Source organism: Streptosporangium amethystogenes (genome assembly GCF_000721075.1).
GTDB classification, from domain to species: Bacteria; Actinomycetota; Actinomycetes; order Streptosporangiales; family Streptosporangiaceae; genus Streptosporangium; species Streptosporangium amethystogenes.
In genome coordinates this window covers 21,708-39,959 of sequence record NZ_JOEQ01000017.1, presented here as the reverse complement: position 1 = coordinate 39,959, position 18,252 = coordinate 21,708, and the positions used below count along the sequence as shown (strand labels likewise).

Here is an 18,252-nt window from a genome sequence, read left to right as displayed (position 1 = left end):
CAGCGGTGGTCTTGAGTGGTGGTCTTGACCCCGCGCACCCTGACCGGCACGCATGTCAGCGGGCCGCCGTGCTCGGCCTGGTCCTGTTCCTGATCGGCATGCCGGGTTTCCTGGTCGCGGGCGACACTCCCGGCGCCGATCCCTTCACGGACCTGACCGTGCTCGCGATCGGCGTCCGCACGCTGTACGGCATGGCGGGGTGGTGCTGGCTGGTCGCGATCCTGGGACTTCTCGACCGTCGTCGCGGGACACCGGCCGCCGCGCGGGACACACCGGACGGCCGGGGCCGGCGGCTGTACGGCTATCTGGCCACCGCCGCGTTGCCGCTCTACGTCCTGCACCAGCCGATCGTCGTCGCGGTCGCGTACGGCGTGGTCGGCTGGCACGCGCCGATCGTGGTCAAGTACCTCGTGATCGTCGCGGCCTCGCTCGCCCTGACCGTGGCCGCCTACGACCTGCTGGTACGCCGCACGCGGGTGACCCGGTTCCTGTTCGGGATGCGGGCTCACTCACCGTTGCGCAGGTCGGAGAGGCGTTTCGCCGAGTAGCGGATGTCCTCGAAACGGACGGTGCAGCCCTGGCCGGTCGGTGACTGGGCGAGGAAGCCGACCTCGGGGTCCTTGTCGAGCGCGAAGTACCTGGTGAGATGCCAGAAGTCGGTACCGGTGGAGACATGGAAGGCGAAGGCGGAGCCGATCCGGGAGATTCGCAGCCGCAGGTCGTCGCCCTCGGCGGTGAAGGAGTTGCAGTCGTCGGACACCCCGCGGGTCACCACCGAGACGATCGTGGGCCTGCCCTGCGGGGACATCTCCAGGCAGAACTTCGCCCAGTTGTGCTCGTCGCCGTACAGCACCAGGACCCCGGCGTCATAGGTGGTCAGCAGGTCGACCCTGATCCGGGCGCTCAGCGTGAAGTCGCCGTCCAGCCGCCCGACCAGGGCGGGGGCGTTGGCGAAGCGGTCGGGGCCACCGGGGTCGGTGAACAGGTCGGTGTTCGGGCCCGCCTCGATGGCCAGCGCGTCGTCCCCGTCGACGCTCCACCCGACCGGCTGGTTCAACCAGCGCAGCGGCGCGGGAAAGGCGGGCAGGGTGACCGGCTGGCTCATCGGTTTCTCTCCTTCTCCGGTGGAACGGATTCGTGGTCGAAACAGCCGTACGGAGGTGGGTCGCTTTCCCGGCGACGCGGAAGACATTTGTGGATCATCCTGGGCGCGCCTGATGATACCGCTCCCACAAGGGCGGATGAAAGCACCTTGTCCGCATGTGGAACCCAGCAGCAGCCATCCGTCATCCGTCTCCGGTGAGCGTCCGATGGTTGCGGCGCAGGAAATCGCGCACGGCCGCGTTCTCGGTGCGGGCGATCGCCGCCTCGTAGGCCGACGCCGCCTCGGCGGTGCGTCCCAGGCGGCGGAGCAGGTCGGCACGGACGGCGTGGAGCAGGTGGTAGCCGTCCAGGTCGAGGTCGTCGACGAGGGTGAGCGCCGCGTCGGGACCCTCGACCTCGGCCACCGCGACCGCGCGGTTGAGCGCCACGACCGGGCTCGGGGCGAGCGCCAGCAACTGGTCGTACAGCCGCAGGATCTGCCACCAGTCCGTGGCGGCCGGGACCGGCGCGTCGCTGTGCACCGCGTTGATCGCCGCCTGGATCTGGTAGGGGCCCGGCTGGTCGCGCCGCAGGCAGCGCCGGACGATGGCCTGGCCTTCGGCGATGAGGGCGCGATCCCACCGGCCACGGTCCTGGTCGGCCAGGAGCACCGGCTCGCCGCCGGGGCCGGTGCGGCCGCCCCGGCGCGACTCGACGAGCAGCATGAGCGCGAGCAGTCCCATGACCTCCGGTTCGTCGGGCATCAGGTCGGCCAGCAGCCGTCCGAGCCGGATGGCCTCGGCGCAGAGGTCCTCGCGGACCAGACGCTCGCCCGCACTCGCCGTATAGCCCTCGTTGAAGATGAGGTAGACGACCGCCAGTACGGCCCGGAGCCGGTCGGGGAGGTCGGCGTCGCGAGGGACCCGGTAGGGGATCCGCGCGTCGCGGATCTTGCCCTTGGCCCGGACCAGCCGCTGGGCCATGGTCGTCTCGGGCACCAGGAAGGCACGTGCGATCTCCGCGGTGCTGAGCCCGCCCAGGAGTCGCAGGGTCAGCGCGACCCGGGCGGCGGGGGCGAGCGCGGGGTGGCAGCAGGTGAAGATCAGGCGTAGCCGGTCGTCGCGCACGGGTCCCTCCTCCTGTTGTTCGTCGCGGGCGTGCAGCAGGGCGGCCTGGGCGTGCCGGTCCTCGCGGGAGGCCTCGCGGCGCAGCCGGTCGACGGCTCGGTTCCGTGCGGTGGTGATGATCCATCCCGCCGGGCTCGGTGGCGGTCCGGCCGACGGCCAGCGTCGCACCGCGATGGTGAAGGCGTCCTGGACCGCCTCCTCGGCGACGTCGATGTCACCGAAGACGCGGACCAGGACCGCCACCGCGCGGCCGTACTCCTCGGCGAACACTCGTGCGATCTCCGAGGGAGGAAGGCGCGGCCCGCCGGACATCGGTGTGAGGCTGCCCGTCTCCCCGTCACGGGAGCCGAGGCCGGCCCCAGGCGGCCTCGGGTTCTCGGCCGGGGGTGGCATCAGACCGTCACCTCGCCCCGCGCGGCTTTCCGTGGGAAGCGCGGATCCACACCGGCCGGGGAAGACGAGGCCGGCCCCAGACGGCTTCGGGTTCTCGGCCGGTGCCCGGCATCAGCCTGCCACCTCTCCCTGGAACGGACGTACCTCGACCGGCAGGGTGGTCGCGCGGGCGAGTTTCCGGCCCCATTCGAGCGCGGAGTCGAGGTCGGGCGCCCTGACGACGGTGAGCCCGCCGAGGTGCTCCTTGCCCTCCGCGAAGGGGCCGTCGGTCATCAGCACCTCGTCGTCCTTGACCCGCAGCACGGTCGCCGTGCTCGCCGGGTGCAGGCCGGCGGAGAAGACCCAGGCGTCGGCGGCCCTCATCTCCCGGTCCAGGGCGTCGACGTCCCGCATGATCGGCTCCAGCGTCTCGGGCGGGGGAGCCTCCCCGTCGGGCTGGTAGATGCTGAGCAGGTACTGCTTCATCGGGTCCTCCTGGGCGAGTGCGAGACGCCACCGTCGGCGTCCCACCCACTACACGAACGGCGTCGGGCCGAATCGACATTGAGCCCCCGTCCCGGGGAAATGTTTCCGGCTTCGCGCTCACCGGTGGGCCGGATTTCCCCGGTCGTCGTCGGGTAGCACGATGGCATGCGCATCGGAAAGACGGAGATCAGGGTACTGGGCGGCTGGGCCGGATGCCTGACCATGATCCTTGTCTCCGTGCTGCTCTCCGTCCTCCTGACGGTCCTGCTCAACATCCTGCTCCGCTGACCGTTCACCGTGGAGGTCGCGGCGAGGGTGTCCCTGAGCCCTCCCCTGTTCTATGATTCTTTGGAATATTAGCTACAGCGGATCAGCGGGAGGGCGCGATGTCATATCCGGAGCCTCGTTACCTGGGTGAGACGGGCGAGAGCAGCGGGTTCTTCCGGCCGGCGAGTGCGGGGCCGGACCTGGTGATAGGCGAAGGCGGGACACAGGTGCACTATCTGGGCACCGGCGCCTCGACGAACGGGCAGTTCGGTCTGTACCGCTGGGACATGGGCGCGAAGCCGTCCGGCCCGGACCCGCACTTCCACCGGACGATCTCCGAGTCCTTCTTCGTGCTCTCCGGGACCGTGCGGCTGTTCAACGGGAGGACCTGGACCGACGCGACGGCGGGAGACTTCCTGTACGTCCCGGAGGGCGGGGTGCACAGTTTCCGCAACGAGTCCGGCGAACCGGCCTCGCTGCTGCTGCTCTTCGCGCCGGGGGCACCTCGCGAGGGCTACTTCGAGGAGCTCGCCGAGATCGCGGCAGGTGGGCGCCGGCTCAGCGACGAGGAGTGGGCGGACGTCTACCTCCGCCACGACCAGTACATGGTCTGACGGGTCATGGCGGAGTTTCCCGAGGAGCCCATCTACCGGCAGCTGGCCCGGATCGGCAGGACGCTGGCCAGTCCGGTGCGGCTGAGGCTGCTCGATGTGCTCGACCAGGGGGAGCGCACCGTCGAGCAGCTGTCCGAGGAGGCGGACATCCCGCTGAAGAACACCTCGGCCCAGCTGCAGCAGCTCCGCGCGGCTCACCTGGTGACGAGCCGCAAGGCGGGTACCCGGGTCTACTACCGGCTGGCCGACGAGCGGGTCTCGCGCTTCCTGGGCGAGCTGCAGGACTTCGCCGCGGAAAGGCTCGCCGATCTGCGGGAGGCGGTGTCCGAGCACCTCGGCGAGGTGGCGGTCCTGGAGGCGGTGACCGCCGACGAGCTCGCCGCGCGTCTCGACGACCCCGGCATCGTGATCGTCGACGTCCGCCCGGCCGCCGACCACGCCCGCGGCCATGTGCCGGGGGCGGTGTCGGTTCCGCTGGCCGAGCTGCGGGACCGACTCGACGAACTGCCCGGGGACGCCGAGATCGTGGCCTACTGCGGCGGCCCCTACTGCGTGGTCTCCTCCGAAGCCGTGCTCCTCCTCCGAGACCACGGCTTCCGGGCCCGTCCGCTGGACGGCGGGCTCACCCGCTGGCGACGCACGGGCGGGCGACTGCGGACCGGTGCCGCCGCCCGGTGACGGCGCGCGGCCGCGTCGTCGGAGTGGATCACCACCGTTCCCGGCATTCGGTTCGCCCGAGTCACATCGCGCTCAGGCGACCGCGCGGCGGGTGGTCATGGTTCCGGCCGGCGCAGGTGCCGGCGCACCATGCCCGCCGCGAGGGGGGCGTCCGCGAAGTCGCCGGCCGCCATCCGGGCGGCGACGGTGCGCCGGACGAGACGGTCGGCCAGGGCGGGGGCGTGCCTGCCCACCATCATCTCGACCCGCCCCCGGCGGGTGGTCGCCACGTCACGGGGGGCACGGCGGGCGGTGACCGCGCGGACGATCGCGTCGACCACGCCCTCGACAGGTTCCGGCCGGGACACCGCGTCCAGGGAGAGCCCGGCCTGTCTCGTGCTGTCGTGGATCGGGCTGCGGACCATGCTCGGGTAGACGGTCGTCACGCCGACGTGCGTGCCGACCTCAAGGCGGAGCGCGTCGGCGTAGGCCGCGAGCGCGCGCTTGGAGACGCCGTACGCCGCCGCCAGCGGCAGCGGCAGGACCGCCATCCGTGAGGCGATGAAGACCACCTGCCCCCTGGCACGTACCAGGTGGGGCATGACCGTCGCCGTCACCCTCCAGGCGCCGAGCAGGTTCAGCCGCAGCTGCGCCTCCACCTCGTCGCCCGGGGCGAGTTCGGCCGGGGCGGGCCCGCCCCGGCCGGCGTTGTTGATCAGCAGGTCGATGCCGCCGAGCAGGGCCGAGGCCTCCGCCACCGCGGCGTCGACGGACTCCTGGGAGGTGATGTCGCACGCGATGATCGGTATGTCGGAGCCGTCGGGGCGGGCGGTGGGACGGACGACGTCCAGGCCGACCACCCGCGCGCCCTGGGCGGTGAACCGCGCGCTCATCGCCCTGCCGAAGGTGCCCGCCGCGCCGGTGACCAGGATCCGGCGCCCGGCCAGCGTGCGCGCCGGGGACGGGCGCAGCTCGCGGTTCACGACGCGGAGGTACTGGTCGACGTCGATCCGCATGTGCGGCCTGCGCTGTCCCCAGCGCTCCCGCGCGGCGTCGAGCTCGGCCGAGGCGATCCGCCGCGCGCTCTCCGGATCGGGCAACCGATGGGTTCCGGTCCGTACGGCGGCCACCAGGCGGCCCTGCGCCTCGACGACGGGCAACGCCGAGCCGGTCGACTGCATCAGCCCGACGTAGCTGATCGAGTCGTCGCCGATGGGGAAGACGTGGCGGTAGAGCAGCAGGCTCGCCGGGTCGGGCACCGTGTCCGTGTCGAGGAACGGGGTCACGGCCCGGTAGCCGGTGCACCACACGATGTGGTCCACCTCGTCCGCCTGTCCGTCGGCGAAGTGGACCCGGGAGCCGTCCAGGCGCGCGATGCCCTGCCGCGCGAGGATCTCTCCTCTCGCGATCAGCTCGGGAACGGAGTCGCTCAGGGTCGGGTGGTCCTGGAGCACGCCTCGGCGGGGGGCGGCCAGGCGCGGCCCGGCGGGTTTCCGGTCGGCGACCCTGAGCACCGCCTGGGAGACCACCTGGCGCACCCGCCAGGGGAGCAGGGCGGCGAGGGCGCCGTTGAGCTGGTCGGAGGGGCGGCCGAGCAGCCGTTTGGGCAGCACCCAGACACCGCGCCTGGCCGAGAGCAGCACGGTGGACGCGTGGCCGACGAGCTCGGCGGCGATGTCCATCGCGGAGTTGCCGGTGCCCACGACGAGCACCCGCTTCCCGGCCAGCTCGGCGGGGGTGACGTAGCCGTGCGCGTGTGACTCGGTGCCGGTGAACGTCCCCGGGTACGGCGGTTCGGGGTGGCGGGGCTCGTGGTTGTGGCCGTTGGCCACCACAAGATGCTCCACCGTCTCGGTGTACGGCCCGTCGGGGCCGGTCAGCGCCAGCTCCCAGCCGTCGCCGGTACGCCGGGCCGATTCGAGCGTGGTGGCGAACCGGAAACTCTCGCCGATCCCGAAGTGCTCGGCGTACGACCGCAGGTACTCCAGCATCTGGGCGCGGGTCGGGTAGTCGGGCCACTCGGCGGGCATGGGGAAGTCGGAGAACTCGGTGCGCGGCTTGCTCGTGTTGAGGCGGAGGCCCTCGTAGGACGCGGTGCCGGCGTCCAGCCGCCACAGGCCGCCGAAACAGGTGGCGCGCTCGATGCCGAGCACCGGCAGGCCGGCCTCGATGAGGGCCTTGGCCGCGGCTATGCCCGCGGCGCCGCCACCGATGACGGCGGTCACCCCCCGGCCCGGTGCGCCGGCGCCTCCGAGGGTCACTCCCCGGCCCGGTTCCGCTGAGCTCATCCGCTGCCTCCCATAATCCATCGGATGATGGATTATTAACCGTCCACGGCCCCCGCGCCAGGGGGTGCGTAGAGCCGGTCGACGAAACGGTGGGCGTAGGCGCGGAACTCGCGCCGCTCGCGGTCCGCGGTCACCGGATCGCCCCCCCGGGCGGTCAGGGCGGCCAGGGAGGTCACGTGGCCGTGGGCCGCCCAGACCAGGCCGCGCACGGTGATGTGCGGCGTCGGCTCGACGACCAGGCCGCGGGTGGCCGCCGCCAGCAGGGCCCGCTCGATCTCGCCGTAGATCGGCAGCGAGTACGCCTCGTCCAGCGACAGGTGGAGGCTGGGGTCCAGCCACCGGCGCAGCCACAGGAACGTGGTCTGGGGGTGGTCGTCGAGGAAGTCCACGAACGCGTCCACCAGGTCGTGCATGGCGCGCACCACGTCGGCCGCCGGTCCGGAGCGCGCCGCGTCGAGGAGGGCGCGCACCGGCGGCGTGAGCGTCGCCCGTTCCAGCTCGAAGACGCGGGCGAAGCAGGCGTCGTACAGCGACGCCTTCGAGGGGAAGTGGTGGTGCACGCTGGAGACGTCGATGCCGACCCGGGCGGCGATGTCGCGCATGGAGACGCCGTCGGCCCCGTGCCGGGCGAAGAGGTCGGTCGCCGCCGCGAGGACGCGGTCGGAGGTGGCCGGCGCGGACCTGTCCCTGGGCGGGCGTCCCCGGCGGCGGGCCGGGGGTGCGGAGACGTCTTCCTCGCTCTTCCTCATGCCGGACAGTCTGGTCGTGATGCCCCTACCTCGCAATCCATCAATGAACGGATTGACAGGGAAAGCGGCGGGTCTCGGGAAACCGGAACACGATCTTGTCCCGCGGTCCCGGCGAGGCACCCTACAGTTGTGTGCCAATTGCCGGGCTCGGAGTTGATGGCGGGAGATCATGGCGGTTTGGGAAGGGGCGGCCGTGGTGCTCGCCGGGCGGTACCGGCTGGACGAGCTGATCGGCCACGGCGGCACGGGCGAGGTCTGGCGCGGTTACGACCTGCGGCCCGGCTGGCCGGTGGCAGTCAAGATCCTGGCACCGCGGGTGGCCGACGCCGCGGTGCGCGAGAGGTTCGCCAGGGAGGCCAGGACCGCCGCGCGCATCATCCACCCCAACGTGGTGACCGTGCTCGACATGGGCGAGCACGAGGGCCGCCCGTACCTGGTGATGGAGTTGCTGACCGGCCGGGATCTCGCCGCCGAGCTGGCCGAGCGCGGACCGCTGAGCGTGGCCGAGACGTGCCGCCTGGCGGGGCAGATCGCGCTCGGGCTGGACGCCGCGCACCAGGCCGGGGTCGTGCACCGCGACGTCAAACCGGCGAACCTGCATCTGGGGGCGGGCGGCGTGCTCAAGGTCGTCGACTTCGGTACGGCCAGGGTCGCGACCGAGGCCGCGATGCGACTGACCTCGGTGGGCACCGTCATCGGCACGGCCGCCTACCTGTCGCCCGAGCAGATCCGCGGCGAGCCCGGAAACGCGGCCGCCGATCTGTACGCGCTCGGCTGCGTCTGCTACGAGCTGCTCTGCGGGCGGCCCCCGTTCGTCGGCACGGCCACGGAGGTGATCTCCCAGCACGTCGGCGCCCGCCCGGACCCGCCCGGCCGCCACCGGCCCGGCATCCCCGCGGAGCTGGAGAGGCTCGTCCTGGCCCTGCTGGAGAAGGACCCCGCCGCGCGGCCCACCGGGGGAGAGGTCGTCCGCCGGCTCCTGGCCGCGACGCCCCGCAGGGCGCCGCACGCGTCCGGGCCTCCGGCGCCGACCTCTGTGCTGCCCTCGGTGTCTCCGGTCTCCGCCGGGACGGGCGGCCCGCCGGCGCAGGCGTGGCCGGGGCGTGCGACGAGGTTCCTGCGGGAGAGTTCACCCGGCATGTTCGTCGCGATCCTGCTGGGCGTGGTGGCCCTGCCGGTGCTGGTGGCCCTGTGGGTGTCGGCCTCGCCGGATCCGGCGGGACAGGGCACCGCGGCGGCGTCACCCGCGATCACGTCGGCGGCGCCCTCGAAGGCGCCCTCCCCGGCGTCGTCCGCACCCGTGTCACCGACCCCCGCCGTCTCGCCGAGCGCGTCCGCGGCACCGGCCCCCGCGCCCAGCCCGACCGCGCCGGCGGCGGACGGATGGCAGGCACGTCTGGCGGCCCTGGCGCAGGCGGTCACCGCGCAGGAGCTACAGGGGAAGATCGACCCCAAGACGGCCCGCAAGGTCCGCGAGAGGATCGCCAAACTCGCCGGGAAACTCCAGGAGGGCGACAACGGGAAGGCCCGCGACGAACTGGGCAAGCTCGGCCGTGAGCTGAGCGAGGCGCGGCGCAAGGGCAGGCTCGCCTCGGACGGGCCGCTCGTCGACTTCCTGCGAACCTCGGGGCTCGTCTTCCAGGTGGACGGCCAGGTGGACGGTGACCAGTCCGGGCCGCTCCATCACAGCAGCGATGACGACGATGACTAGCGCGTCATCCGTTCGGAGTCTCCCGCTCCCGGCAGGAGCACCACCGGCGGGCCGCTGCCGGCCCGCGAGTAGTGGAACCGGACTGACGGTGTGCCCACATAACTCTCACCAGCCACCGATACCTCACTGATCCGAACGATACTGTTCGGATCAGTGAGGGTGTCGCGTCGGCAGATCAAGTGGAGACGCCCAGGGTGGAAAGGAGGGTCGTCGTCAGCGTGTCGGCGGCGGTCTCCGCCGGCAGGCGGCCCGCATCCACTTCGAGGGCGGCCGCGTGCAACAGGCTGTAGAAAACGGTGACAAGCCAGCTCTCGGGCAGGTCGTCGCGAATCACGCCCTCGCGCCGGCCTCGGACGATGATGTCGCGGACGCGAACCAGCGGCTGGTCGTGATGCTCTCGCACGCGTTCGGGGCCCAGGATTCGAAGGGCGGTCGGCTGCAGGCGGCCGTACCGGCTCAGAATCCGCCAGGACGAGCCGATCAGCATTTCCAGGGCTTCTCGTACGGGAATCTCCGGTGAGGATTCGGCGCCGAGTGCGGCGTTGGCCTCCTGGACGGCATGCGTCATGACCGCGTCGAGGAGGTCCTCCCGCGAGGGGAAGTGGCTGTAGAGGGTGACCCGGCCGACACCGGCGGCGCGAGCGATGCCGGTCATGCTGACCTCGGGGTTCTCGCCGAAGGCCGTCAACGCGGCGTCCAGGATGGCCGTGACGCTCCGTTCGGCATCGGCCCGGCGCCGACTCCCCGGCGAAGGGTTGCGTACTGGGGAGTCGGCGCCTGCGTCCTTGTGCGTGGTGGGCATGACGGAAGCGTAGGCGACGCGTCCTCGCCCCACAGGTCCTCATTCGTGACCTCGCGGTCGACATGCCCTACCCCGGCATGGTTTCATAATCCGAACACTAGTGTTCGGGTTATGAAACCTCGACATCGAGCCTGTGAAATTCCAGGGAGATCACGTTATGAATCACGGTCACTCCGTGCACACCCCACCGGCACCCGCGGAAACACCACCCGATTCCCGGTGGCGGACCACACTGCTCCTGCTCTGCCTGGCTCAGTTCATACTGATCGTCGACATCACCGTCGTTCAGGTCGCCCTGCCCACCATCGGCGGTGACCTTGCCCTCGGCCGCGAAGCACTCACCTGGGTGGTGACGACGTACACGCTGTGCTTCGGCGGCCTGATGGTGCTCGGCGGACGGCTCTCCGACGCGCTCGGCGCGCGACGCACGCTGCTGGCGGGCCTTGCCCTCTTCACCCTTGCCTCGCTGGCCTGCGGTCTGGCCCCGAACGGCACCGTGCTCATCGTGGGCCGCGCCGTCCAGGGAGTCGGCGCCGCGCTGCTGTCACCGTCGGCGCTGGCGATCATCATGAGTACCTTCCACGGCCGGTGGCGCAACCGCGCCCTGGGCGTGTGGGCGGCGATCGGCGGCACCGGAGCCGCACTGGGCGTACTGCTCGGCGGTCTCTTCACCACCGGCCCCGGCTGGGAATGGGTGTTCTTCGTCAACGTGCCCATCGGGCTGCTGGTGCTGTTCACCCTTCCCGCGGTCGTCCCCGCTGACGGCCCGCGTCCGGCGCGCCAGCGGGTGGACGTCCCCGGTGCGCTCGCCGTCACCGCCGCGACCGCCCTGCTCATCTACGGCCTCGTCAACGCCGGTGACACCGGCTGGGGCGCAGCCGGAACCCTGCTGCCCCTGGCCGGGGCGGTGATCTTCTACGTGGTGTTCGTCCTCATCGAACGCAGCGTCCGGGCACCTTTGATGCGCGCCGAGACACTCGCCCGCCGCCCGGTGATCTCAGGAACATTCGTGATGCTCGTCGCGACCGGGCTGATGCTCGCCCTGTTCTTCCTCAGCTCCCTCTACCTTCAGCACGTCCTCACGTTCAGCGCGCTGGAGACGGGCCTGATGTTCCTGCCGGTCGCGATCGCCATCACCGTCGGCGCGCAGCTGGGCGGCCACCTCATCGGCAAGGTCGGCGGCCGGCCCGTCGCCGTGATCGCGTTCCTGATCACCGCCGCCGGTGTGCTCCTGATGACCCGCATCTCCCTCCAGGACAACGCCTACACCACCCTTTTGCCGGGATTCGTCATCGCCGCCCTGGGCATCGGCCCGGCGTTCGTCACCGCCACCACCACGACCCTGGCCAACATTCCTCAGGCCGAGGCGGGTGTGGCCTCCGGCGTCATCAACACCTTCCACGAACTCGGCGGGTCGATCGGCGTCGCCGTCGTCTCCACGGTCGCCGCGGCGAGTTTCACGCCCGGCGCCGCGGATATCGGTGGCTTCGTCTCCGGGTTCACGATGTGCGCGATCATCGCCGCGGCCGCGGCCGCGATCGCACTCGGCCTGGTGCCGCCGGGCAAGCCGTCCAGGACCTTCGTCGGCCACGGACACGGCGGACACTGACGAGCAGCCGCCAATGACGCTCTCAACGGAGTGGCCGGCTCAAGGCTCTCTCACCGGTTGCCCGGGTACTCGCAGGAACCGCGGCCGCATCCTGCAACCCGTGCAGAACCTCCGGACCGCGATGACGACTGGTGCGGCGCCCCGGAGCCCCGGGTACTGCTTGAGGTATGACCGCAGAATCGAAGGATCCGCTGGCGGATCTCAACCCGTTCGACATATTCGACACCGAGGCGGCCCGCCTCGACCGCTTCTTCTCCAGGCTCGACGCGGAGGGCTGGCGGCGTCCCTCGCGGGCGGCGGGCTGGTCGGTCCGCGACGTGCTCGGGCACCTGGCGGGGGAGGAGCTGTACAACCACGCCTGTCTGGACGACGACATCGACGGGTTCGTCGCGATGCTCGGGAGCGAGGGCGTGGAGGGCGGTTTCAACGCCTTCAACGCCTGGTGCGTGGAGCGCCGCCGTGACGTTCCGGTCGAGGAGGTGCTCCAGGAGTGGCGGCGCGAGAACGGGGAGACCCGCGAGCGGATGCGCGAGCTCGGCCGCGACGCCTTGCTGCCGACCCTCGCGGGACCGTACCCGGTGGGACTGCAGACCTTCCACTACGACTCGGAGTACGCCACCCACGCCGACGACGTCGGTGCGCCCGTCACGGAGGACGAGGAGGACGAGCGGACCTGGTGGCGGGCCAGGGTGGGCGCGTTCGTGCTCGCCGAGCAGGGTTCGAAGGTCCAGGTCGAGCTGACCGCCGACGGGATCTGGGTGCACGCCGACGACATGAGCGAGCAGTTGGGGCCTCCGGCGTTCGTGGCGGCGACCGTCGGCCGTCTGCCGGACGACCACCCCGTCGACCACCCCCTCGCCCGCAGGCTCAGGGCCGCCCTGCGCTGTCTGGCCTGACGGGGTCTCAGCGGTCGTCCCGCCTCTGTCGCCCCTCGTCCTGGCCCCCGTTCCTGTCCTTGCGGCGCATCCGGTGCAGGGTGCCCGCCCGCGCGCGCTCCTCGGGGTGGGCGCGCACTCTGCGCAGGCTGAAGACGACGGTGACCAGCAGCACCAGGAAGATCACTATCAGCGAGAGCGGGGTCGGGATCTCGGGGAAGGCCTTGGAGACGTCCTCGTGCAGGAAGGCCAGGATGAGCTTCAGGCCGATGAAGCCGAGGATGACCGCCAGGCCGATCGACAGGTAGACCAGGCGCTCCAGCAGGCCCTCGATCAGGAAGTACAGGGCACGTAGCCCCAGCAGCGCGAAGGCGTTGGCGGCGAAGACGATGAGCGGGTGCGTGGTGACGCCGAAGACCGCCGGAATGGAGTCGAGGGCGAACAGCAGGTCGGTGCTGCCGATCGCGAGGAAGACCACGAACAGCGGGGTGACCATCCGTTTTCCGTCCTCGCGGACGACGAGCTTGCCGTCGTGCAGGTTCTCGGTGACCGGGAGCGCCTTCGAGATGAAGCGGATCAGGGGGTTGCTCTCGATGTCGGGCTCCTCGTTCCGGTGCCGGACGAGCTGGATCGCCGTCCAGATCAGCAGCAGGCCGAAGAGCAGGAATGTGAAGGAGAAGAGGCTGATGGCCGCCGCGCCGACCGCGATGAGGACGGCGCGCAGCACGAGGGCGGTGGCGATCCCGAAGAGCAGCACCTTCTGCTGGTTCTCCGGGGGCACGGAGAAGCGCGCCAGGATGATGACGAAGACGAAGAGGTTGTCGACGGAGAGGCTCTTCTCCACCAGCCATCCGGCGAAGTACTCGGTCGCCAGCGCCGATCCGGCCAGCCACCACAGGACCAGGCCGAAGGCGATGGCCACGCCGATGTAGAAGACGCTCCAGGCGGTGGCCTCGCGCATGCCCACGGCGTGCGGCCGGCGCGCCGCCACCATGAAGTCGAGGACGAGCAGCGCCATCACCAGAACGACGACCGCGATCCACATGCCAATCGAATCGATCGCCATCCGTGTTCCCTCCAGCCGGTTGAGAACCCTCGCTTACCCTCAGGTAAGGGGGCCCACACCCGGACGCCACCGTCCCGCGCGGCGGACGCGGGCGGGGGTGGGGAGCACGGGGTCAGCGAGCCGAACCGGCCCGGCGCTTGGTCCAGACGTCCAGGGCCACGGCGGCGAGCAGCACCAGGCCCTTGAAGAGCATGACCCGCTCGCTGGGCGCGCCGATCAGGGACATGCCGTTGTTGATCACGGCCATGATGAGGCCGCCGGTGAGGGCGCCGACCACCTTGCCCACCCCGCCCTGGACCGCGGCGCCGCCGATGAAGGCGGCCGCGATGGCGTCCAGCTCGAAGCCGTTGCCCGCCGTTGGGCCGGCCTGGTTCAGCCGCCCGGCGAAGATGATCCCGGCGAGCGCGGCGAGCACCCCCATGTTGACGAAGATCCAGAACGTGACGGACTTCACCTTGATGCCGGACAGGCTCGCGGCGTTCAGGTTGCCGCCGATGGCGTAGATGTGGCGGCCGAAGACCGCGCGGTTGGTCAGCAGTGTGTAGCCCAGCACCAGGATCGCCAGCAACACCAGCACCCAGGGCAGGTTCTTGAACCTGGCGAGCTGCACGATGACCACCATCACCACCGCGGCGGCGGCGCCGATCCTCAGCAGGAACAGGGGCAGCGCGTCGACCTGCTGCCGGTAGCCGAGCCGTGCCTGGCGGGCCCGCCACTGGGTGCCGGCGATCCCGGCCACCGCGGCCAGGCCGACGAGCAGCGTCAGCAGGTCGGCGCCGCCGAGCGGGCCGAGGCCGATGTTGCCGAGGAAACCGGGCACGAAGCCGTTGGCGAGGGTCCGCACCTCGTCGGGGAAGGGGCCGATGCCCTGGTTGCCGAGCACGGTCAGGGTCAGTGCCCTGAAGACCAGCATGCCGGCCAGGGTGACGATGAACGCCGGTATGCCGAAGTAGGCGATCCAGTAGCCCTGCCAGGCCCCGATCAGCGCGCCCGCGACCAGCGTGACCAGGATCGCCAGCGGCCAGGCCACGTCCATGTCGACCATCAGCACCGCCGCGATCGCGCCGGTGAGTCCCACCACCGAGCCCACCGAGAGGTCGATGTGACCGGCGATGATGATCAGGATCATGCCGATGGCCAGGATCAGCACGTAGGAGTTCTGCACCATGATGTTGGAGATGTTCTGCGGGCTGAGCAGCTCTCCGTCGGTCAGGATGGAGAACAACACGATGATCAGCGCGAAGGCGATGTAGATGCCGCTCTGCCGCAGGTTGACGGAGAAGCGGCCGGCGGGCGCCTTGGCGGGTACCGCCGGAAGGCCGCCGCTCGATGGCGCTGTCTCACGGGTCGGGACCTTCATCGTGCCCTTACTCCTTTTCCTTGGTCATGAGCTGCATGAGCCGCTCAGGGGTGGCCTCGGCCCGGGAGACCTCACCGGTGATGCGGCCGGCGGACATGGCATAGACGCGGTCGCAGACGCCGAGCAACTCGGGCAGCTCCGAGGAGATGACCAGGATGGCCTTGCCCTGGTCGGCGAGCCGGTTGATGATCGAGTAGATCTCGTACTTGGCGCCCACGTCGATGCCGCGGGTGGGCTCGTCGAGGATCAGCACGTCGGCGTCGGTGAAGATCCACTTCGACAGCACCACCTTCTGCTGGTTGCCGCCGCTGAGCTTCCCGGTGACCGACAGCACGCTGGGGGCCTTGATGTTCATGCTCTCCCGGAAGCCGTCGGCGACCTGGTACTCCTTGTTGTCGTCGACCCAGCCGCGCCTGGCCAGCTTCCCCAGTGCGGCGGCCGACACGTTCCGCTTGATGTCGTCGATCAGGTTGAGGCCGTACCGCTTGCGGTCCTCGGTGGCGTACGCGAGCCCGTGGCCGATCGCCTCGCCGACCGTGCGGAGCTGGATCTCCCCGCCGTTCTTGTAGACGCGGCCGGAGATGCCAACCCCGTAGCTCCGGCCGAACACGCTCATCGCCAGCTCGGTGCGGCCGGCGCCCATCAGGCCGGCCAGGCCGACGATCTCGCCGCGGCGCAGTGTCAGGTTGGCGCCGGAGACGACGACGCGGTCGTGCTGGCTGGGGCTGTGCACCGTCCAGTCCTCGATCCGCAACGCCTCCTCGCCGATCTTCGGCTCGTGCGGCGGGAAGCGGTGTTCGAGGTCGCGGCCCACCATGCCGGCGATGATGCGCTCCTCGGTGACCTCCTCGCCGCTCATGTCCAGGGTCTCGATCGTCCGGCCGTCACGCAGGATCGTGGTGGAGTCGGCGATGGCCTGGATCTCGTTCAGCTTGTGCGAGATGATCACCGAGGTGATGCCCTCCTCGCGCAGCCCTCGCAGCAGGTCGAGCAGGTGCGCGGAGTCCTCGTCGTTGAGCGAGGCGGTCGGCTCGTCGAGGATGAGCAGTCTGACCTGCTTGGACAGCGCTTTGGCGATCTCCACCAGCTGCTGCTTGCCGACCCCGACGTCCATCGCGCGTGTCACCGGGTTCTCGCGTAGCCCGACCCGTTCCAGCAGCTCGGCGGCCTCGGCGTTGGTCCGGTTCCAGTCGATCAGGCCGCGGCTGGTCCGCTCGTTGCCGAGGAAGATGTTCTCGGCGATCGACAGGTACGGGCTGAGCGCCAGCTCCTGGTGAATGATCACGATGCCGTGCCGCTCGCTGTCCCTGATGTCGGAGAAGCGGCACGGCTCGCCGTCGAAGAAGATCTCGCCGTCGTACGAACCGTGCGGGTACACGCCGGACAGGACCTTCATCAGCGTCGACTTCCCGGCGCCGTTCTCCCCGCAGATCGCGTGTATCTCGCCCCTGCGTACCGCCAGGTTGACGTCCTGCAGGGCTTTGACACCCGGGAACGTCTTGGTGATCCCGCGCATCCGGAGTATGTCGTCGGTCAAGCCGTCCGCCTCCTCGGCGTCTTCCGGGAGCCCCGCCACCCCCGCGGACGCTCGCGGGGGTGGCGCCGGTGCTCCTACTTGAGCTGGTCTTCGGTGTAGTAGCCGGAGTCGACGAGGACCTTCTTGTAGTTGTCCTTGTAGACGATCACGGGCTCCAGCAGGTTGGACGGGACGACCTTGTTGCCGTTGTCGTAGTCCTCGGTGTTGTTCACCTCGGGCTTGCCGCCCTTGAGCACCGCGTCGGCCATCTCGACGGTGACGGCGGCCAGCTCACGGGTGTCCTTGTAGATCGTCGCGTACTGCTCGCCCGCGATGATCGACTTGACCGAGGCGACCTCGCCGTCCTGGCCGGTCACGATCGGGTACGGCTGGCCGGCGGTGCCGTAGCCGCTGCTCTTCAGCGCCGACAGGATGCCGATGGACAGACCGTCGTACGGGGAGAGCACGCCGTCGACCAGGGTTTTGCCGGAGTAGGACTTGGTGATCAGGTCCTCCATCCGCTTCTGCGCGGTGGCCGGGTCCCAGCGCAGGATCGCGACGGTCTTGAAGTCGGTCTGGCCGCTCTTGACGACCAGGGTGCCGGAGTCGATGTACGGCTTCAGGGTCTCCATCGCGCCGTTGTAGAAGAAGGTGGCGTTGTTGTCGTCCGGTGAGCCGGCGAAGATCTCGATGTTGAACGGGCCCTTGGCGTCGCCTTCGGAGCCGTCCTCCTTCTTCAGCTTCAGACCGACCAGGAGCGAGGTCGCCTGCTGCACGCCCACCTTGAAGTTGTCGAAGGTGGCGTAGTAGTCGACGTTCGGCGAGTTGCGGATGAGGCGGTCGTAGGCGATCACCGGGATCTTCTTGTCGGCCGCCTGCTGGAGCTGCGTGGTGATGGCGGTGCCGTCGATCGAGGCGATGATCAGCAGCTTGGCGCCCTTGGTGATCTGGTTCTCGATCTGGTTGACCTGCGTGGGGATGTCGTTCTCCGCGTACTGCAGGTCGACCTTGTAGCCCAGCTTCTCCAGGGCGCTCTTGACGTTGTCACCGTCGTGGATCCAGCGCTCGGAGGACTTGGTCGGCATCGTGACGCCGACCAGGGTGTCGGCGGGCGCCGCGGAGGCGGCCTCCGACGCGCCCTGGTCGACGGTCTTGACGCTTGAGCCACAGGCCGTCACTCCCATGGCGAGAGCCAGGCTCACCGAGAAGGTGACCAGCTTCGCGAACTTCATCGAATACCTCCAGTGTGGGGGTCCGGGGCCCTGGCCGGGGGAGGGCCGCGGGAGAGGTGGGAGGTGGCGCTTCCCGGGAGCAGCGGGTGGTCGGGCGGTGCGTGCCGCCACCGGGGTGCGTTCCTTCGGGGCCGTGACCCGGCTCGCCGCACCGTCCGTGAACAGGTCCGTGAACAGGTCCGCGGGCAGGTCCCTGAGCAATTCTGTGAGCGTTAACAGCGGCGGCGCGGGACGCCGCGTGGATCCGGCCGGCTGTGTGACGAGACATCGGATGCCGGAGTCGGCCGGCTGTCAACCCCCGGGCGGTCAGAAGTCCTCGCGTCATGAAGACCTTCCCGGAGGATATGTGAGCGTTAACAACGGGGTATGGGACAGTTAAGGGCGTGATGGCGGTGCCGTCAAGTAGGTGTTAACGAATGGTTTCCGTGTAACCAGAAT

Annotated in this window: 17 protein-coding genes; 7 read left to right on the top strand and 10 right to left on the bottom strand. The window is 70.3% G+C overall.

What is annotated here, in order from left to right; genetic code table 11:
• Positions 1-11 precede the first annotated feature (11 nt).
• Positions 12-548, top strand: coding sequence for a hypothetical protein (locus tag IG98_RS0123935; RefSeq protein WP_211264076.1), 537 nt, complete (start codon positions 12-14; stop codon positions 546-548).
• Here the strand turns inward: IG98_RS0123935 and IG98_RS0123930 are convergent.
• The 3 genes from IG98_RS0123930 to IG98_RS0123920 all read right to left on the bottom strand — a co-directional run bounded on the left by IG98_RS0123930 (position 506) and on the right by IG98_RS0123920 (position 3,068).
• On the bottom strand, positions 506-1,105 hold the full coding sequence (locus tag IG98_RS0123930) for a DUF1349 domain-containing protein (RefSeq protein ID WP_030916258.1): 600 nt from the start codon (positions 1,103-1,105) through the stop codon (positions 506-508). The two genes, IG98_RS0123935 and IG98_RS0123930, sit on opposite strands and share 43 nt — an antisense overlap.
• Positions 1,106-1,286: 181 nt before the next feature.
• On the bottom strand, positions 1,287-2,522 hold the full coding sequence (locus IG98_RS0123925) for an RNA polymerase sigma factor (protein WP_030916253.1): 1,236 nt from the start codon (positions 2,520-2,522) through the stop codon (positions 1,287-1,289).
• A 192-nt stretch (positions 2,523-2,714) separates the two neighbouring features.
• Positions 2,715-3,068 carry a YciI family protein gene (locus IG98_RS0123920; protein ID WP_030916251.1) on the bottom strand — a complete coding sequence of 118 codons (354 nt, stop codon included), beginning with the start codon at positions 3,066-3,068 and terminating at the stop codon, positions 2,715-2,717.
• 165 nt (positions 3,069-3,233) lie between these two features.
• On the opposite strand from IG98_RS0123920, the gene IG98_RS54345 reads away from it, so the two are divergent.
• The 3 genes from IG98_RS54345 to IG98_RS0123905 all read left to right on the top strand — a co-directional run bounded on the left by IG98_RS54345 (position 3,234) and on the right by IG98_RS0123905 (position 4,627).
• Positions 3,234-3,356, top strand: a complete 123-nt coding sequence (locus tag IG98_RS54345; RefSeq protein ID WP_281178516.1) for a hypothetical protein — start codon at positions 3,234-3,236, stop codon at positions 3,354-3,356.
• Positions 3,357-3,454: 98 nt separating this feature from the next.
• Positions 3,455-3,949 carry a cupin domain-containing protein gene (locus tag IG98_RS0123910; RefSeq protein WP_030916248.1) on the top strand — a complete coding sequence of 165 codons (495 nt, stop codon included), beginning with the start codon at positions 3,455-3,457 and terminating at the stop codon, positions 3,947-3,949.
• A gap of 6 nt (positions 3,950-3,955) precedes the next feature.
• Entirely contained in the window at positions 3,956-4,627 is a 672-nt protein-coding gene (locus IG98_RS0123905; RefSeq protein ID WP_030916245.1) for an ArsR/SmtB family transcription factor, read from the top strand.
• Between the two features lie 95 nt (positions 4,628-4,722).
• Here the strand turns inward: IG98_RS0123905 and IG98_RS0123900 are convergent, their stop codons facing one another.
• Positions 4,723-6,894 carry an SDR family NAD(P)-dependent oxidoreductase gene (locus IG98_RS0123900; protein WP_063766271.1) on the bottom strand — a complete coding sequence of 724 codons (2,172 nt, stop codon included), beginning with the start codon at positions 6,892-6,894 and terminating at the stop codon, positions 4,723-4,725.
• 35 nt (positions 6,895-6,929) lie between these two features.
• Positions 6,930-7,643, bottom strand: a complete 714-nt coding sequence (locus IG98_RS0123895; RefSeq protein ID WP_030916240.1) for a TetR/AcrR family transcriptional regulator — start codon at positions 7,641-7,643, stop codon at positions 6,930-6,932.
• A gap of 169 nt (positions 7,644-7,812) precedes the next feature.
• Here IG98_RS0123895 and IG98_RS0123890 point away from each other — a divergent pair, with 169 nt between their 5' ends.
• Positions 7,813-9,354, top strand: coding sequence for a serine/threonine-protein kinase (locus tag IG98_RS0123890; protein WP_084195595.1), 1,542 nt, complete (start codon positions 7,813-7,815; stop codon positions 9,352-9,354).
• A 175-nt stretch (positions 9,355-9,529) separates the two neighbouring features.
• Here the strand turns inward: IG98_RS0123890 and IG98_RS0123885 are convergent, their stop codons facing one another.
• Complete coding sequence (locus IG98_RS0123885) at positions 9,530-10,156, bottom strand: TetR/AcrR family transcriptional regulator (RefSeq protein ID WP_030916233.1); 627 nt, start codon at positions 10,154-10,156, stop codon at positions 9,530-9,532.
• Between the two features lie 175 nt (positions 10,157-10,331).
• Here IG98_RS0123885 and IG98_RS0123880 point away from each other — a divergent pair, with 175 nt between their 5' ends.
• Together IG98_RS0123880 and IG98_RS0123875 are read left to right on the top strand one after the other, a co-directional pair.
• A complete protein-coding gene (locus IG98_RS0123880) occupies positions 10,332-11,765 on the top strand; it encodes an MFS transporter (protein WP_245651684.1) in 1,434 nt (477 codons plus the stop codon).
• A 167-nt stretch (positions 11,766-11,932) separates the two neighbouring features.
• Complete coding sequence (locus tag IG98_RS0123875) at positions 11,933-12,661, top strand: maleylpyruvate isomerase family mycothiol-dependent enzyme (RefSeq protein ID WP_030916228.1); 729 nt, start codon at positions 11,933-11,935, stop codon at positions 12,659-12,661.
• A 7-nt stretch (positions 12,662-12,668) separates the two neighbouring features.
• On the opposite strand, the gene IG98_RS0123870 is transcribed toward IG98_RS0123875, so the two are convergent.
• The 4 genes from IG98_RS0123870 to chvE form a co-directional block, all read right to left on the bottom strand.
• Positions 12,669-13,706, bottom strand: coding sequence for a TerC/Alx family metal homeostasis membrane protein (locus tag IG98_RS0123870; protein ID WP_030916225.1), 1,038 nt, complete (start codon positions 13,704-13,706; stop codon positions 12,669-12,671).
• 112 nt (positions 13,707-13,818) lie between these two features.
• Positions 13,819-15,066 (bottom strand): multiple monosaccharide ABC transporter permease, encoded by a 1,248-nt coding sequence (gene mmsB, locus IG98_RS0123865; RefSeq protein ID WP_030916223.1) that lies wholly within the window; start codon positions 15,064-15,066, stop codon positions 13,819-13,821.
• 7 nt (positions 15,067-15,073) lie between these two features.
• Positions 15,074-16,582 (bottom strand): multiple monosaccharide ABC transporter ATP-binding protein, encoded by a 1,509-nt coding sequence (gene mmsA / locus IG98_RS0123860; RefSeq protein WP_157594489.1) that lies wholly within the window; start codon positions 16,580-16,582, stop codon positions 15,074-15,076.
• A 95-nt stretch (positions 16,583-16,677) separates the two neighbouring features.
• Positions 16,678-17,814: a multiple monosaccharide ABC transporter substrate-binding protein gene (chvE, locus tag IG98_RS0123855; RefSeq protein WP_030916217.1), complete on the bottom strand. Its 1,137-nt coding sequence runs from the start codon at positions 17,812-17,814 to the stop codon at positions 16,678-16,680.
• Positions 17,815-18,252: the final 438 nt, after the last annotated feature.